17 protein-coding genes are annotated in these 16,157 nt (G+C 66.3%); 5 read left to right on the forward strand and 12 right to left on the reverse strand.

The features are described 5' to 3' along the window. Positions 1–17 precede the first annotated feature (17 nt). From LW136_RS00390 to LW136_RS00400, 3 genes are all read left to right on the forward strand, one after another. Positions 18–1,076 carry an aminopeptidase gene (locus tag LW136_RS00390; RefSeq protein ID WP_234174381.1) on the forward strand — a complete coding sequence of 353 codons (1,059 nt, stop codon included), beginning with the start codon at positions 18–20 and terminating at the stop codon, positions 1,074–1,076. A 216-nt stretch (positions 1,077–1,292) separates the two neighbouring features. Continuing rightward, entirely contained in the window at positions 1,293–2,462 is a 1,170-nt protein-coding gene (locus tag LW136_RS00395; RefSeq protein WP_234174382.1) for a hypothetical protein, read from the forward strand. 10 nt (positions 2,463–2,472) lie between these two features. Then, a complete protein-coding gene (locus LW136_RS00400; protein WP_042925848.1) occupies positions 2,473–3,192 on the forward strand; it encodes a ferritin-like domain-containing protein in 720 nt (239 codons plus the stop codon). A gap of 968 nt (positions 3,193–4,160) precedes the next feature. Here LW136_RS00400 and LW136_RS00405 read toward each other — a convergent pair. From LW136_RS00405 to LW136_RS00415, 3 genes are all read right to left on the reverse strand, one after another. Next, a complete protein-coding gene (locus LW136_RS00405; RefSeq protein WP_044313714.1) occupies positions 4,161–4,568 on the reverse strand; it encodes a DUF1850 domain-containing protein in 408 nt (135 codons plus the stop codon). Continuing rightward, positions 4,565–6,589 carry a TRAP transporter permease gene (locus tag LW136_RS00410; protein WP_234174383.1) on the reverse strand — a complete coding sequence of 675 codons (2,025 nt, stop codon included), beginning with the start codon at positions 6,587–6,589 and terminating at the stop codon, positions 4,565–4,567. Before LW136_RS00410 ends, LW136_RS00405 begins: the two co-directional genes overlap by 4 nt. Before the next feature lie 137 nt (positions 6,590–6,726). Continuing rightward, the gene (locus LW136_RS00415; protein WP_014818565.1) at positions 6,727–7,680 is read right to left on the reverse strand and encodes a TAXI family TRAP transporter solute-binding subunit; all 954 of its coding nucleotides are present in this window, start codon (positions 7,678–7,680) and stop codon (positions 6,727–6,729) included. Between the two features lie 353 nt (positions 7,681–8,033). Here LW136_RS00415 and LW136_RS00420 point away from each other — a divergent pair, with 353 nt between their 5' ends. Both LW136_RS00420 and LW136_RS00425 read left to right on the forward strand, forming a co-directional pair. Beyond that, positions 8,034–8,462 carry a DNA methylase gene (locus LW136_RS00420; protein WP_234174385.1) on the forward strand — a complete coding sequence of 143 codons (429 nt, stop codon included), beginning with the start codon at positions 8,034–8,036 and terminating at the stop codon, positions 8,460–8,462. A 71-nt stretch (positions 8,463–8,533) separates the two neighbouring features. Beyond that, positions 8,534–8,776 carry a hypothetical protein gene (locus LW136_RS00425; RefSeq protein WP_230357628.1) on the forward strand — a complete coding sequence of 81 codons (243 nt, stop codon included), beginning with the start codon at positions 8,534–8,536 and terminating at the stop codon, positions 8,774–8,776. Between the two features lie 298 nt (positions 8,777–9,074). On the opposite strand, the gene phnP is transcribed toward LW136_RS00425, so the two are convergent. From phnP to phnG, 9 genes are all read right to left on the reverse strand, one after another. Then, complete coding sequence (phnP, locus tag LW136_RS00430; RefSeq protein ID WP_234174386.1) at positions 9,075–9,824, reverse strand: phosphonate metabolism protein PhnP; 750 nt, start codon at positions 9,822–9,824, stop codon at positions 9,075–9,077. Next, the gene (gene phnN / locus LW136_RS00435; RefSeq protein ID WP_042925961.1) at positions 9,815–10,369 is read right to left on the reverse strand and encodes a phosphonate metabolism protein/1,5-bisphosphokinase (PRPP-forming) PhnN; all 555 of its coding nucleotides are present in this window, start codon (positions 10,367–10,369) and stop codon (positions 9,815–9,817) included. The genes phnP and phnN overlap by 10 nt, the downstream gene beginning before the upstream one ends. Positions 10,370–10,467: 98 nt before the next feature. After that, complete coding sequence (locus tag LW136_RS00440) at positions 10,468–11,613, reverse strand: alpha-D-ribose 1-methylphosphonate 5-triphosphate diphosphatase (protein WP_234174388.1); 1,146 nt, start codon at positions 11,611–11,613, stop codon at positions 10,468–10,470. Beyond that, positions 11,603–12,307: a phosphonate C-P lyase system protein PhnL gene (gene phnL, locus LW136_RS00445; protein WP_234174390.1), complete on the reverse strand. Its 705-nt coding sequence runs from the start codon at positions 12,305–12,307 to the stop codon at positions 11,603–11,605. Before phnL ends, LW136_RS00440 begins: the two co-directional genes overlap by 11 nt. A gap of 11 nt (positions 12,308–12,318) precedes the next feature. Next, positions 12,319–13,131 (reverse strand): phosphonate C-P lyase system protein PhnK, encoded by an 813-nt coding sequence (gene phnK, locus LW136_RS00450; protein ID WP_234174392.1) that lies wholly within the window; start codon positions 13,129–13,131, stop codon positions 12,319–12,321. After that, positions 13,128–13,997, reverse strand: coding sequence for an alpha-D-ribose 1-methylphosphonate 5-phosphate C-P-lyase PhnJ (locus LW136_RS00455; protein ID WP_234174394.1), 870 nt, complete (start codon positions 13,995–13,997; stop codon positions 13,128–13,130). Before LW136_RS00455 ends, phnK begins: the two co-directional genes overlap by 4 nt. Then, positions 13,994–15,103, reverse strand: coding sequence for a carbon-phosphorus lyase complex subunit (locus tag LW136_RS00460; protein WP_234174395.1), 1,110 nt, complete (start codon positions 15,101–15,103; stop codon positions 13,994–13,996). Before LW136_RS00460 ends, LW136_RS00455 begins: the two co-directional genes overlap by 4 nt. Continuing rightward, positions 15,103–15,711 carry a phosphonate C-P lyase system protein PhnH gene (phnH, locus tag LW136_RS00465; protein WP_102833583.1) on the reverse strand — a complete coding sequence of 203 codons (609 nt, stop codon included), beginning with the start codon at positions 15,709–15,711 and terminating at the stop codon, positions 15,103–15,105. Before phnH ends, LW136_RS00460 begins: the two co-directional genes overlap by 1 nt. Then, the gene (phnG, locus tag LW136_RS00470; protein ID WP_234174397.1) at positions 15,711–16,157 is read right to left on the reverse strand and encodes a phosphonate C-P lyase system protein PhnG; all 447 of its coding nucleotides are present in this window, start codon (positions 16,155–16,157) and stop codon (positions 15,711–15,713) included. Before phnG ends, phnH begins: the two co-directional genes overlap by 1 nt.

Below are 16,157 nucleotides of genomic sequence, written 5' to 3' on the forward strand. Positions count from 1 at the left end.
ACTGAGCGGTACACCCGATGCCCAAGCCCAACGCCGCCTCCATCGACAGCCGCAGCCTGCGCTGGGTTCCCCTGCTGCTTGCCGTCTGTCTGAATGGTTGCAGTTATTACGGCCAGCTCGCCGCCGGCCAGCTGGAGTTGCTGCGCCAGCGCGAACCCATCGAGGCGCTGATCGTCGATGAATCGCGCGATGCGGCGTTGCGCCAACGACTGGGCGAGGTGTTGCAGGCGCGTCGCTTCGCCAGCCAGGCGCTGGAGTTGCCAGACAACGACAGCTATCGGCTCTACGCCGAACTCGGTCGGCCTTATGTGGTGTGGAACCTGTTCGCCACCGAGGAGTTCTCGGTCAAGCCGCTGGAGCACTGCTTTCCCATCGCCGGCTGCGTGGCCTATCGCGGCTACTTCCGCCAGGGTGCCGCCCGCGGCGAGGCGGCGCGGCTGCGGCTGAGCGGGCTGGATACCCATGTGGCGGGTGTCGAGGCCTATTCCACGCTCGGCTGGTTCGCCGATCCGCTGCTCAGTTCGATGCTGCGGCGCAACGACGAGCAGCTGGCGGCGCTGATCTTCCACGAACTGGCTCATCAGCAGCTGTATCTGCCCGGCGACACCGCATTCAACGAGTCCTACGCCACCTTTGTCGAGCGCGAGGGCCTGCGCCAGTGGCGTGCCCATCGCGACCTGCCGCAGCGGGATGAACAGGCGCGGGTGCGTTATCGGCAACTGGTTGAGCTGCTACTCGATACCCGCCAGCGGCTGGACCAGCTGTATGCTTCGGGTCGCTCGACAACCGAGTTGCGCACGCTGAAGCAGGCCGAGTTCGCGACGCTGCGTCAGCGCTATCGACATCTGCGCGACAGCCAGTGGAACGGTGATGCGCGCTACGATCGCTGGTTCGCCCAGCCACTGAACAACGCCACGCTGTTGCCGTTCGGCCTGTATGACCGCTGGGTACCGACCTTTGCTGCTCTGTTCGAGCGGTGCGAGCGGGACTGGGCGCGCTTTCACCAGGCGGTTGCGGCGCTAACGGAACTGCCTGCCGACGAGCGGGAAGCCAGGCTTTCGAAACTGGCTGACTGAACAAGCGAAACGGCGCGCCCTGTTGCCGTGGGCATTACCCGCGGTAATGGCTCTTGCGTCGAAAATCTCCGATCTGCCGTTCATCGGCCGCGATACCCCTGTCCGCTGAACGGTGCGAATCCTTTCTCCAGCTCTCCGGTCCTCTTTACTAGGTCGCCGATTCATACGGCGGCGATCCACCTATGCCTGATATCCACGCATAACAACGGAGGCTCCATGGAGACCATTTCCGGAATTTTCGACAACAAAGGCACGCCACTGGAGAATCAGAAATTCACATGGAAGGAAATGGCCGGCAAGCCGATCAGCAAGCTCGATGACGATGCCTTTACCCGTGTCCGCATCATCCTCATGAACGGGGTCGAGACCGACGCCCTGCGCCTGAGCCACGGCATCGCCCGCTTCAACAAGGAACTGCGCCTGCCGCTGGCGCAGATCCGGCGTACCGAGCAGCACCAGGCGACCATGATCAACTGGCTGATCGGCGCCGACCACTCGCCACTGGAAACCACCGTCGCCTACGAGCAGGTCGCCATCGAGGTGACCGCCGCCGTGGCACAGAACGAGCCCGACCCCTACCAGGCGCAGACCTATCGCTTCGGCTTGCTGGAGGACTTCGACCACCTGTACCGCTACTCGGCGATGCTTGATCGCCTCGAGGGCAAGGATGCCAACAACATCCTGCAGGGCTATACCGACATCGTTCCCGGCCGCAAGACGTCCGAGCACCACCGGCACCCGGAGAACGATATCCGCGACAACTACGAGAAGGACAGCGCGGCGCTGATCACCAAGATCCACGCGGCGCTGATCACCGGCGCGGAATACCAGACCCACGACTACTACATGAACATCGGCCCGCTGTTCGCCGACCCGCTGGCGCGCCAGTTGTACGCCGAGATCGCCTCGGTGGAAGAGCAGCACGTGACCCAGTACGGCTCGCTATCCGACCCCAGCGAAAGCCATATCGAGAAGTGGCTGGTGCACGAGGCGATGGAGGTCTACATGTACGCCAGCTGCGCCGAGCAGGAGACCAACCCGCGGATCAAGGCCATGTGGGAGCGCTTCCTCGACTACGAGCTGGGCCACCTCAACGTCGCCTGCGAATGGTTCAAGAAGCTCGAGCGCCGCGACCCGGCCGAGATTCTCGCCGGCCCGCTGCCGAAGATGGTCGAGTTCAAGAGCCAGCGCGATTTCGTTCGCCAGGTGCTGGCCGCCGAGGTCAACCTGCGCACTGCCGGCCCGGCCTATGTGGACAAGGCCAAGGAGCCGCAGTCCTCGCTCGATTACCGCAACCACCTCGCGTCGGAAGGGCTCGCCTCGGACATCGTCTCGGCGGGTTACCAGTGGGCGCCGGGTGGCGAACTGATGCGCAAGGCTTCCTGAGGAGACGAACATGGCTACTGCAGCGAAAGTAGGTACCAATTACACCGGCGTGCAGATGTCCCCGAAGGACAACAAGCGCCTGCTCGATGCCGTCAACGACATCCACCCGGACGTGCCGGGCGATGAGCGCGGCATGCTCGTCGAGCGTGCCGAACGCAACGAAGAGGCCGACCGCATCGGCTCCGTGCCGGTGCCCGGCTCGGCCAAGGGCATGCTCAAGACCAGCTTCGACATGATGAAGGGCAAGAGCCCCGAGGTGTTCATCGACAAGCTCGGCGAGCGCCTGGCCTTCGAACGCAACGGCGTGCGCCTGTACGAGGCGATGATCGCCAAGGCGCGCAACCTGGACTCGGGCAACGATCTGGTGGGCGTGCTGCAGCACATCCGCGACGAAGAGTTCGAGCACATGATGCTGGTCCATGCGGCTATGGAAAAACTCGGCGCCGACCCCACCGCGCAGACGCCCAGCGCGGATGTCGCCGGGGTCATGGCGATGGGCATCATGCAGGTGCTGACCGATCCGCGGACCAACGTCGCGCAGTGCATGAACGCACTGCTGACGGCTGAGTTGGCGGACAACGCCGCCTGGGAACTGCTGATCGAACTGGCGCAGGCGGCCGGTCATCCGAACATCGCCGACAGCTTCGTTCATGCCAAGACTCAGGAAGACGACCATCTGGTGAAGATCAAGACGCTGATGCGTCGGGATCTGATCATGCAGACCAAGTAACAGCGTGCGAGCGGGACGCTTTGGCGCACACCACCGAAAGGGATGTGCGTCTTTTTTATGGGCGGGGAATGGCTGCCTTGTTGTCTTGTGACGGCGGATCTTGTGACGGCGGGCTGGCAGGCTTTTGCTTCATGGCGCTTGGCGAGCTGCCTGAAAGGCTGGTTTCGCCCTGCTGGGCGAGTCACTTTTTCCAGACGCCGAAAAAGTAACCAAAAACGCTTTGCCCCTGCATCCGGCCCTGCGCTTCGCTCCGGGTTCGTTCACTACGCCGCCGCTCCGAGGGTCGCCGTACAAGGGCCATCCATGGCCCTATACGGCTCTCGCCGCATCCCTGCGGCTCGCCCCTCTCCACGACGGCTTCGTTCACCCTCCTGAAGGGGCGTTTGGAGTCGCCTGGTGGATCGTACAAACAGAACAGATGTTCGGCGTTTAGGCGGTGCTGATGGCTTCAAAGCTCCAAGTTCTGCGCGTGGGCTTACCCTCGCGCTCTCCATTGCGGGCATGAAAAATCCCTACGGCGCGCCCGCACAGCACAGTCGGTACGATCATCTGCTTTGCTTTATTGCGCACAAGTCATCAGGCGACACCATTCGCCCCTTTCAGGAGGCCGAGTGCAATCGTTGCGTAGGGGAGTGAGCGGCATGGATGCCGCGAGAGGCGTAAAGGGCCATGGATGGCCCTTGTACGCCGGCCCCTGGAGCGGCGATGGAATGAGGGAAGTCGAGCGCAGCGAGACCCGCATGGAGGGGCAAGCGTTTTTGCCTACTTTTTCCGCGACTGGAAAAAGTGGGTCGCCCAGCAGGGCGAAACTAAGCTTCCAAGCAGCTCGGAAATGGTTATGCGATCTGAGCGTGCATCCATCCAGTCCAGCCATCGCTGCAGTTACTTCCTCGAACCAATCGAAGGACCAAAGAAAAAGGGGTGCCGCCTGCGCGAACACCCCTCTCCAACGATCACCGGCCAGCCGGTCAATCGTTCCCGACACTCGCCGCTTGCACGGTACAGCCCCAGACTTCCAGCGCCGGCTGGTCCGCTTGTGGCGGGCCTAGCCATTCGCTCATCGCGTGGCAACGCTGGTCGAAACACAGTTGGTAATCCCCTGCCTCGGGGGTTCGCCCCAGGCGCAGGAGTGGCAACGCAGGCATCTGGCGCTGGTAGTGCCAGGCCCCGTCGCGCAGTTCGGCGTCATCCGGGATTTCCATCCCGGCACCAGAACCCTTGACCCGCGCTTCGCCGAGCAGCAGCCCGTCCGGCGTCACGCGGTAATCCTCTTCCCAGCGGATCTTCTCGATGGTGTGGTTCCACGCCAGGGTGAAGGCGGGGGCGGGCACTTCGGCCCACACCACGCCTGCCAGCCCCAGGCACAGACCGATCACGCCGCCGCCGGCTCGGCGCGGCGGGCGCGCCAGATGTGCTGAGCGAGGAAGATCGCGCCAAGGGCGAAGCCGATCTCGTCACTCATCGGTGTGGCGAGGATCATCGCCGCACCGGCGACGAAGCCCAGCACTTTCTCCCACAGCGCCATGGGCCGCTGCAGGTAGCCGGTGAACACCGCGCCCCACAGGCCGATGGCGAAGGCCGCCTTGAACAGCATGTACAGCGTGGCGCCCCAGTCTCCGCCCTGCATCATCAGCGCCGGGTTGTACACCGCCATGAACGGCACGATGAAACCGGCGATGGCGATGCGGATGGCCCACATGCTGATCTTCAGGCCCTTCTCCTTGGCGATTGGCGCGGCGGCGAAGCAGGCCAGCGCGACCGGCGGAGTCAGGTCGGCCATGATGCCGAAGTAGAAGACGAACATGTGCGAGACGATCAGCGGCACGCCCAGGTCCAGTAGCGCGGGCGCGGCGATCGAGCTGGTGATGATGTAGTTGGGAATGGTCGGGATGCCCATGCCCAGCACCAGGCAGGTCAGCATGGTCAGCAGCAGCGAGAGGAACAGGTTGTTCTCGCCGACGGCCAGGATGTAGCCAGCGAAGGTCGAGGCCACGCCGGTCAGCGAAACGATGCCGATGATCACGCCGACCAGGGCGCAGGCGATACCCACCGGCACCGCATGGCGCGCACCTTCGACCAGCGCGTGCAGGCAGATGACCAGGGTGTCGCGGCCGCCCTTGATGAACCAGCAGACCACCACCAGCGCGGCGATGACCGCGAAGATCACCCCGATGCCGAGCTGGAAGAATCCGGCGCAGAGCAGGCCGAGGGCGATCCAGAAGGCGATGCGCAGGCCGAACGACGACACCTTGAGGATGATCGCCGAACCGAGGATGACGATCGCCGTCAGCGCCAGGCCGATGGTGCCGGCAAACATCGGCGTGCGTCCGGAGAACAGCAGCCAGACCAGCACCAGCAGCGGAATCAGCAGGTACCAGCGTTCCTTCACTGCGGCCCAGGCACTCGGGCACTCGTCCTTCGGCAGGCCCTTGAGGCCGGCGCGCTTGGCTTCCAGATGGACCATCCAGAACACCGAGCCGAAGTACAGCAGGGCCGGAATCAGCGCGGCCTTGGCGATCTCGACGAAGGGTACGTTGATGGTTTCGGCCATGATGAACGCCACTGCGCCCATCACCGGCGGCATGATCTGGCTGCCCATCGACGAGGTGGCTTCTACGCCACCGGCGAAGGCCGGGCGATAGCCGAAGCGCTTCATCAGCGGAATGGTGAACTGGCCGGTGGTGACCACGTTGGCCACGCCGGAGCCGGTGATGGTGCCCATCAATGCCGAGGACACCACCGACACCTTGGCGGGGCCGCCGAGCTTGTGGCCGAACAGGCCCATGGCGAAGTCGGTGAACAGCTTGATCATCCCCGCCTGCTCGAGGAACGAGCCGAACAGGATGAACAGGAAGATGTAGGTCGCCGAAACGTAGGTCGGCGTGCCGTACAGGCCTTCGGTGCCGAACGACAGCTGGTTGACGATCTGGTCCAGGTAATAGCCACGGTGGGCGAGATCACCGGGCAGGTATTCGCCGAGCAGGCCGTAGGCGAGGAACAGCCCGCAGATGATCGGCAGGGCGATGCCCATCACCCGGCGAGCGGCCTCGAAGACCAGCACGATCAGCGTCAGGCCGACCGCCATGTCGGTGGTGGTCATGTCGCCGGAGCGCTGGATCAGGTCCGCCTCGAAATACCACTGGTAGAAAAAGGTCGCGAAACCGGCCAGGCCAAGCAGCCAGGCCACTGGCTGGAACGGCTTGCCGTTGCCGCGGGCCGGATAGCAGAGGAACACCAGCAGCAACAGGAAGCCGACGTGACCGGCGCGCAGCACCTGGCTGGACACCGGGTGAAAGGCGGCGGTGACGATCTGATAGATGGAGAACAGCAGGGCGACGTAGAACAGCGCCCTCGGCCATTCGCTGGGGCTGGCGTGCAGCCCTTGGCTTTCGCTCATGGGAATCACTCTCTCACTGCAAGGTGGGGCCTGTAGAAGCAGGCTTGCCAACGAGGCAACGCGGGCAAGCCTGCTGCTACAAGGATGCGGGCTGGAGCAGGCCGCAGGGCCCGCTCCGCCCGTCTGTCAGCGCTGGGTTACTTGAGAACCCCGGCTTCCTTGTAGAAGCGCTCGGCACCCGGGTGCAGCGGAATCGGCAGGTTCTTGGTGGCGTTTTCCAGCTTGATGTCCTTGGCGGCGGAGTGGGCGTTGCCCAGGGACGACAGGTTGTCGAACATCAGTTTGGTCATCTGGTAGGCCACTTCATCGGAGACCTTCTCGTGGCTGACCAGGATGTTGGTGATGGCCACGGTCGGAACGTCGGCATCCTGACCGTCGTAGGTGCCGGCCGGAATCACGCCGGCCTGGTAGGCGTCGCTCTCGATCTTCTCGACCACGGCGGCCGGAATCTCGACGAAGGTTACCGGCATGGTGCTGGCCAGGTCGCGGATGGCGGCCATGCCCAGGCCCGAGGACTGCAGGGTAGCGTCCAGCTGGCGGTTCTTGATCAGCTCGACCGACTCGGCGTAGGGCAGGAACTCGACGCGGCCCATGTCCTTGTAGTCCAGACCGGCGGCCTTGAAGATCGCGCGGGCGTTCAGCTCGGTGCCGGACTTCGGCGCGCCGACGGAGATGCGCTTGCCCTTGAGGTCTTCCAGGGTCTTGATGCCGGACTCTTCGCTGGCAACGATCTGGATGTAGTTGTTGTAGGTACCGGCGATGGCGCGCAGGCGCTTGAGCGGAGCCTTGAAGCCGGCGTCCTCGACACCGTTCCAGGCGTCGGCAACCGAGTCACCCAGGGAGAAGGCCAGTTCGCCACGGCCGGCCTGCAGCAGGTTGAGGTTTTCCACCGAAGCCTTGGTGGCCTGCACCGAAGTCTTGGCGCCATCGATCTTGTTGTACTGCTGCGACAGGGCCACGCCGATCGGGTAGTACACACCGCTGGTGCCGCCGGTGAGGATGTTGATGAAGGTCGGCGCAGCGACGGCCGCGGTGCTGGCAGTGAAGGCCGCAGCGGCAGCGAGCAGGCCCAGGCGTTTGGTCAGTCTCATGGTGGATCTCCGTTTCGTTTTTATTGGTTGACGCAGCATGTTGACGATAGACGATGCCGCGTTCGGGAACGCGCCAGACGAACAAGCAGAGGGGCGATGACACCGGAGAGGTCCGGAGGATGGATATCGCTGGTAGCTCTTCTTGTCGTTGGAATCGCATCGAGCACATTGCCATTAGCAGAAGCCGTGCCAGTCTGTCGCGACGCTCTGGGTCGGCCTTTGCCGGCATCCTTGGATGGGTCATCGGCAAGAATCCGCCTATTGTTGTTGGGGTGTGGGCGGAAACCCGCTCATTGCAGTGCGAACCCCTGTCCGTCGCGGCCTTCGAATGAGTGAGCGAACGCGGAGGCGGTATGACTGCAGAAATAGGCGCAGAGGATCTGGGAATCGACGTGACCCGCGGCGAGGCGGAGCTGTTCAAGTGGTTCGTCGCCAGCTTTCTATTCGGCAAGCGCATCCAGCGCGACATCGCCGCCGAGGCCTACCGGGTACTGGTGGAGCGCAACCGGCTCGACACGCCGCACAAGCTGCGTGACTGTGGCCAGCGTCGGTTGGTCCAGCTGCTCGGCCAGGCGCGCTACGTGCGCTACGACGAGTCCACTGCCGCGCGCCTGCTGAAGCTCGGCGACCAGCTGCTGACCGAGTACGACGGCAGGCTGGGTCGCCTGCGTGAGCTCGGTGAGACGCACGACGGGGTGGAGAAGCGGCTGCTGGCGTTCGAGGGCATCGGGCCGAAGACCGTGGCAATCTTCCTGCGAGAGGCGGCGCGGGTCTGGTTCTGAGCGCGCCGGACGGTGCTTGCGTAGCGCGGGCGAAGGGTTAGAGTGGCGCCATCGCACTGCCGAAGTCCGCCATGCGCATTTTCCTGCTCGCCCTCAGTCTGTTCCTGCCCATCGCCGCCAGCGCCGCGCCGGCGCCCTATTACCAATGGCAGAGCAAGCTCGACGGCACCATCATCTGCCGCCAGACCTCGCCGGGCGAGGGCTGGGAGAAGCTCGACGGCCGCCCGTTCCGTGACCTCAATTGCAGCATGCCGGCTGCGCGGGTTGAACGCCCGACCAGCGTGCCGGGTTTCCGCCCGCAGCCTGGGCGCTGAGCCGGCGTCAGCCCGGAATCCGCTCCATGCTTCATGGCCGTAGGGTGGAAAACCGCGAAGCGTTTTCCACGCGTCGGAGGCCGTGCCCGACGTTTCGCCATGCAACGGACCCATGGTGGATAAGCTTCGCGTTATGCACCCTACGATCCCATCGCCATCGCCATCGCCATCGCCATCGCCATCGCCATCGGTAGGGTGGAAGACCGCGCAGTGTTTTCCACGCGTTGCGAGCAGGCGGCTCGGTGTTTCGTCTGCTGCTGGACGATGGAAGCCGCAAGCTCGGTTTCTCTCCTAAGCGCTAGAGCGTCATCCCGTCGTATGCCAGGCATACGTTGTCCGGCAGTTTCCGTGACGCCTGCATGAACCAGGTATCCAGCTCGTGGCCGATATGGGTCAGCACGGCTTGCGCCGGTTGCAGCTCCTCGATGCTCTGCAATGCGCGGGTCAGGTCGTTGTGGTTACGCGGTGGTGTATCGCGCGGTGGAGTCGAGCAGTCCAGCACCAGCACATCCAGCGCGGTGTCCTGCAGCAGTTCGCGCGTGCTGTCCGGCAGGCCGACGGTGTCGGTGAGGTAGGCGATGCAGCGGCTGTGTCCTTCCAGCAGGTAACCGAAGGTGGGTTTCGAGTGCACCAGTGGCAGCGCCGTGACGCGCAGCGTGCCGAGCATGCGTTGTTCGAAGGCGGCGAATGGTTCGCTGAAATCGAGGATGCCGGGGTGTTTGTAGAGGTCGGCGAGGCCCTCTGCGTCGTCCGGGCCGAGCACCGGAATGTGCAGCCCGGTGCCCCAGCGCAGTTGCAGCAAGCCCTGGGCATGATCGGCGTGGTAATGGGTCTGCAGGATGCCGCTGAAGCTGCCCGGGGCGAAGCGCTCGCAGAGGTCCAGCAGGCCGCTGTCGAGCAGCCAGCGCTGGCCGCCACAGTCCACCAGCGCCGAGCAGGCACGGCGGCGGCGACTCGGGTCGAGCTGCGCGGCGCGGCAGGCCGGACAAGCGCAGTTGTACACCGGCACCTGCGCGGCGCCACCGGTGCCGAGCAGGGTCAGCCGCATTGACGGTGCTCGTCGAGCAGCTGCAGCAGGCGCTCGACGCTGCGCTCCAGCGAGGCGGAATTGTCCAGGCGGATGTAGTCGTCCAGCTCGCCGCTGAACAGCGCGTTGCGCGCCAGGCGCGCCTCGATCTGCTCGGGCGTCTCCCGGCCGCGGGTCAGCAGGCGCTCGCGCAGCACGTCCTGTTCAACGGTCAACAGCACCGCCAGCAGATCCGGGTAGCGCCTGCGCGCCTCGGGCAGATAACCACGCGAGCCATTGACCAGCACATCCTCGCCGGCCGCCAGCCAGGCGTCGATTTCGGCGGGGATGCCATAGGCCAGTCCGTTGGCGCGCCAGCTGAGGGCAAAGGCCTGCTCGGCCTCCATGCGTTCGAACTGCTCGGCGCTCACCGAATGCGCGGCTTCACCGATGGCCTCGGCCGAGCGGGTGATGACCCGCCGGGCGATGCGCACGCCACGCTCGGCGAGCGCTGCGCGTGCGGCATCGAGCAGACTGTCCTTGCCGGCACCGGAGGGGCCGATCAGGTAGATCAAGCGGCCTTGCATGGGGTTACTCCCGATCATCGAAGCCAGCGCAGTGGCAGGCAGTATAGAGCCAGCCGGGCGACCCGCTGGCGCCTTGTCAGCTTTGTCGGAATGCGCCATCAGAACACCCGCCGGCCCTGGCGCCAGACCTGGCCGATCACCGGCTGGCCCTTGTGCACCTGTGCCTGGACCAGGTCGGCGCGCAGCCCGACGGCGATCTCGCCGCGATCATCCAGCCCGGCCGCGCGTGCCGGCGCCAGGCTGATGGTGGCGATGGCGCGCGGCAGGTCGTAGCCGTTGTCCTGCTCTGCCAGGCCCAGCGCGGCCTGCAGCAGACTGGCCGGGTAGTAGTCGCTGGAGAGGATGTCCAGCACGCCGCGCCGGGCCAGATCGGCAGCGGCGATATTGCCCGAGTGCGAGCCGCCACGAACGATGTTCGGCGCGCCCATCAGCACCTTCAGCCCGCGTGCGTGGCTGGCCTCGGCGGCCTCGAAGGTGGTCGGGAATTCGGCGATGGCCATGCCGTAGCCGGCCGATTCCTCGACATGATCGAGCGTCGCATCGTCGTGGCTGGCCAGCGCCAGGTCGCGGCTGCGGCAGATATCGACGATGGCGGCGCGCTGCTGGTCGCTGTGCCGCGCCGAGTTGGCCAGCTGCTCGCTGACGAAGCGGTCCATCTCTGCCGGACTCAGGTGGTACTTGCCCATGTAGTACTCGCGGTACTTCTCCATGCGCGCGAACTGGCGCTGGCCCGGCGCGTGGTCCATCACCGAGACCAGCTGCACCAGCGGCTGCTCGACCAGCTCGCGGAACAGCTCCAGGCACTGCGGGTGGCTGACTTCGCAGCGCAGGTGCAGGCGGTGTTCGGCGCGGGTCTGTCCGGCCGCTTCGGCCTCGGCGATGGCCTCGAGCATCACCCCGAGCTGCTGCATGCGCTTGCCCTTGGGGTTGATGTCGCCGATCGACAGCGCATCGAACACCGTGGTGATGCCGGCGGCGACGATCTGTGCGTCATGGGTCAGCACCGCCGAGGCGGACGGCCAGTCCACGCCAGGACGCGGGCTCATGTGCTTTTCCAGGTTGTCGGTGTGCAGTTCCACCAGACCCGGCAGCAGCAGGTCGCCGCCCAGGTCCTGAGCCTGCGGCAGGCTGCTGGCGCCTGCGCTGATGTCGGCGATCAGGCCGTCGCGGATCAGCAGGCTGCCATGGATCACCTGATCGGCCAGCACCAGGCGGGCGTTGCTGAGTATCTGTTCAGCTGGCATGGGCCAGGTCCTCCTGCGTCATGTCCAGATAGCGGTCGGCGACTGCCTCGCGGATCGCGCGGTCGTGGAATATGCCGATCAGCGCGCTGCCGGCGGCCCTGGCCTCGCCGATCAGTTCCAGCACCACGCCGGCGTTGGCTTCGTCCAGCGAGGCAGTGGGTTCGTCGAGCAGCATCACCGGCCAGCCCACCATGAAGCCGCGCGCCAGGTTGACCCGCTGCTGCTCGCCGCCGGAAAAGGTGCCGGGGGCCAGCTGCCAGAGCCGTTCGGGAATGTTCAGCCGGGTCAGCAGCGCCTCCGCCCGCGCCTCGGCATCGACACGCGTCCAGCCGCGCGCCAGCGCCGGTTCCATCACCACCTCCAGCGCCGGCACCCGCGGGATCACGCGCAGGAACTGGCTGACGTAGCCCAGCGTCTGCCGGCGCACCGCGAGTACCTGGCGTGGTTCGGCGCCGACCAGCTCCAGCCAGTCGCCGGCATGGCGGATACGGATGCTGCCGCCGGCGGGCAGGTAGTTGCCGTACAGCGTGCGCAGCAGGGTCGACTTGCCGGCGCCGGACTGACCGTGCAGCACCAGGCACTCGCCGGCGGCGACGGTGAAGTTCAGCCCGCGCAGCACCTGCAGGCTGACGCCGTGCTGCTGGTGCAGGGTGAAGGTCTTGGCGAGGTCGCGGACCTCGATCAGGTTCGTCATGACGGATTCCTTCATGGCTGCAGCACCGAGGACACCAAGAGCTGCGTGTAGGGGTGCTGCGGGTCGTCGAGGATCTGATCGGTCAGGCCCGACTCCACCACCCGCGAGCGGCGCATCACCATCAGCCGGTCGGCCAGAAGGCGCGCCACGGCGAGGTCGTGGGTGACGATCACCACCGCCAGATCCAGCTCGCGCACCAGCCCGCGCAGGAGGTCGAGCAGGCGTGCCTGCACCGACACGTCGAGGCCGCCGGTGGGTTCGTCCATGAACACCAGCTTCGGACTGGAAACCAGGTTGCGGGCGATCTGCAGGCGCTGCTGCATGCCGCCGGAGAAGGTCCGCGGCAGGTCGTCGATGCGCGCCGGGTCGATCTCCACCTGTCTGAGCCAATCCAGCCCGGCGGCGCGCAGCTGGCCGTAATGCCTGACGCCCTGGGCCATCAGCCGCTCGCCGATGTTGGCGCCGGCGGAAACCCCCATGCGCAGGCCGTCGCGCGGGTTCTGTTCGACGAAGCCCCATTCGGTGCGCAGCAGCGTGCGCCGCTCGGCCTCGCTGGCGGCGTAGAGGTCGAGCCAGTCGCCGGCACCATCGCGGTACTGCACGCTGCCGCGATCCGGCGGGCAGCGGCCGCAGAGCAGCGAGAGCAGGGTGGACTTGCCCGAGCCGGACTCGCCGACGATGCCCAGCACTTCGCCGGGGTAGAGCTCGAAGGAAACGCCCTGGCAGCCCTTGTCCGGGCCGTACAGACGGGTCAGGTCGCGTACCGCGAACAGCGGCTCGGTGCCGATGCTCGGGGCGGGCAGCAGGTGTTCGGCGGCGCTCATGGGCGGCTCTCCTGTTGCTGGGCGCGCTGCGCGCAATAGTCGGTATCCGAGCAGACGAACTGCTTGCTGCCGGCGTCGTCGACGATCAGCTCGTCGAGGTAGGAATCGCTGCTGCCACAGATGACGCAGCACTGTTCCCACTGCTGGATCTGGAACGGGTGATCCTCGAAATCCAGGCTGACCACGCGGGTGTACGGCGGCACGGCGTAGAGGCGCTTCTCGCGGCCGGCGCCGAACAGCATCAGCGCCGGGCTGCGGTCCAGCTTGGGGTTGTCGAATTTGGGAATCGGCGACGGGTCCATCACGTAGCGCCCGTCCACCGTCACCGGGTAGGCGTAGCTGGTGGCGATGTGGCCGAAGGTGGCGATGTCTTCGTAGAGCTTCACGTGCATCACGCCGTAGTCGCCCAGCGCGTGCATGGTGCGCGTCTCGGTTTCCGACGGCTCGATGAAGCGCAGCGGCTCGGGGATCGGTACCTGATAGACCATGATCTGCCCGGCGGCGAGCGGGGTTTCAGGGATGCGGTGGCGGGTCTGGATCACCGTCGCCGCGGGGGTGCGCTCGGTGGTGGCGACCCCGGCGGTGCGGGCGAAGAAGCGGCGGATCGACACTGCGTTGGTGGTGTCGTCGGCGCCCTGGTCGATCACCTTGAGCACGTCGTCGGCGCCGAGAATGGCCGCGGTCAGCTGCATGCCGCCGGTGCCCCAGCCGTAGGGCAGCGGCATCTCGCGGCCGCCGAAGGGCACCTGATAGCCGGGAATGGCGACCGCCTTGAGCAGTGCGCGGCGGATCATGCGCTTGGTCTGCTCGTCGAGGTAGGCGAAGTTGTAGCCCGCCTCGCGGGCGGGAATGGCCTGGGCATTCATGCGCGTTTCTCCTTAGCTGGCGTCTCGGCGTCTGCTTCGGTCTGCTCGGCTTGTGGCTGGCGCAGCTTGCGGATCAGCTCCAGTTCGGACTGGAAGTCGACGTAGTGCGGCAACTTCAGGTGCGAGACGAATCCGGCGGCCTCGACGTTGTCGCAGTGCATTAGGACGAATTCCTCCTGCTGCGCCGGGCCCTGCACTTCCTCGCCGTACTCGCCGGCACGCAGCGCGCGGTCGACCAGCGCCATGCCCATCGCCTTGCGCTCGGCATAACCGAAGGCCAGGCCGTAGCCGCGGGTGAACTGCGCCTGCTCGGCGCTCTCGCCGACGAACTGGTTGACCATCTCGCACTCGGTCAGCTCGATCTCGCCGAGGCAGACCGGGAAGCCCAGCTCCTGCGGCTCGATCCAGACCTCGGCGGTGCCGATGCGAATCTCGCCGGCGAACGGGTGGTTGCGGCCGTAGCCACGCTGGGTCGAATAGCCCAGTGCGAGGAGGAAGCCCTCGTCGCCGCGCGCCAGTGCCTGCAGGCGTTCGGCGCGGCTGCAGGGCAGCTCCAGTGGCTCGCGGGTGAGGTCCGGCACCGGCTCGCCGCGGTCGATTTCCGCTGTCATCAGGCCTTCCTCGCCGAGCAGGCCGAGTACCCGCGGGCAGTTGCTCAGCGTGGCGCTTTCATCCACCGGCGGGCCTGGGCGTTCGCCTTCGGCGAGCAGGGCGAAATCGAGCAGGCGGTGGGTGTAGTCGAAGGTCGGGCCGAGCAGCTGGCCGCCGGGCACGTCCTTGAAGGTCGCCGAGATGCGCCGGCTGAGCTGCATGGCGCCGGTGTCCAGCGGCAGGCTTTCGGCGAAGCGCGGCAGCGTGGTGCGGTAGGCGCGCAAGAGGAAGATCGCCTCGACCAGATCGCCGGCGGCCTGCTTGATCGCCAGCGCGGCGAGCTCCTCGTCATACAGCGAGCCTTCGCTCATCACCCGCGCCACGGCGAGCGGCAGCTGCTGGCGGATCTGCTCGACGCCGAGTTCGGCGATGCCGGTATCGCCGCGGCGCTTCTTCGCCAGCAGCGCGTGGGCGTTGTCGATGGCCTGTTCGCCACCCTTGACTGCGACGTACATCAGGCCACCTCCTGCAGCGAATCGCCGATGCGGGTGCTGCGCGGCAGGCCGAGCACTTCGCCTTCGGCGCAGAACAGTGCGTCGAGCCCGCGCGGGAAGTCGTTGCGTGCGGCGCGCTGCTGCCAGAACGCCGGTTTCAGCGGCAGGCCGACCAGGCGGCTGCCGTCGATGCCCGGGCCCTGCCAGCTCAGCGCCGGGCCGCGGTCGAGACGCTCGAGCTGGATCAGCAGCGTGCAGGACTGGTCCGGGTAGCGTTCGCTGCCGGCGTAGAAGCCGGAGAGGTCGTCCAGCGCAGCGGCATCAAGCAGGGCGAACATCGCCTCCTCGCGTGCCTCGACGATCGGACAGCCACAGTGGAAGGCCAGGTTGGCGCGAATCGCCGGAGTGTCGAAGGCCGGCGCCAGCCACAGCGGCGTGTCGTTATCCAGCAGGCTCAGGCACAGCGCATAGCCGGCGGCCTGCAGCGGCTCGATGGCGGCGACGCTGACCAGCGTCTGGCGCGTGCCCGGCTCGGACAAAGCCTTGAGCGCGGCGCGGAAGCACTTCTGCGCGTCCAGCACCGGGTCGGCGAATGCGGCCTGCAACAGGTCGGATGGGGCGCGATTCATCAGTCTTCTCCTCGCAGCAGCGTGAAGAACTCCACGCGGGTAGTGGCGGTTTCGGCGGCCTTTTGCGCGGCGCGTCGGGCCTGCGCGGCGGCCAGCGGTTCGATCAGCTCGGCGAGCCAGCGGCTCTGTTGCGGGCCTTGCAGGTGGGCGTCGGCGAGCGCGGCGAGCTCGGCCTGGCGCTTGTCTCGGCCGGCGCGGTAGCTGTAGCCGGTGCTGCCGTCGGCCAGGCGCACCACGCAGCGGGTGACGCTCATCTCGCCGAGGTTGAACGGCGCACCGGTGCCGCCCATGCGCCCGCGAACCAGGGTCATGCCGATTTCCGCGGGGCGGATCAGCTGGTAGGCGCAGTTGCGCAGGTCACTCTCGAAAGGCGCCAGGTCGGCGGCGCTGGCGCGGGCCAGTACAGCCATCCAGCGCTGGCGCGGGGATTGTTCGCGGGTGTGCAT

This window comes from Stutzerimonas kunmingensis, assembly GCF_021432085.1.
GTDB lineage: Bacteria > Pseudomonadota > Gammaproteobacteria > Pseudomonadales > Pseudomonadaceae > Stutzerimonas.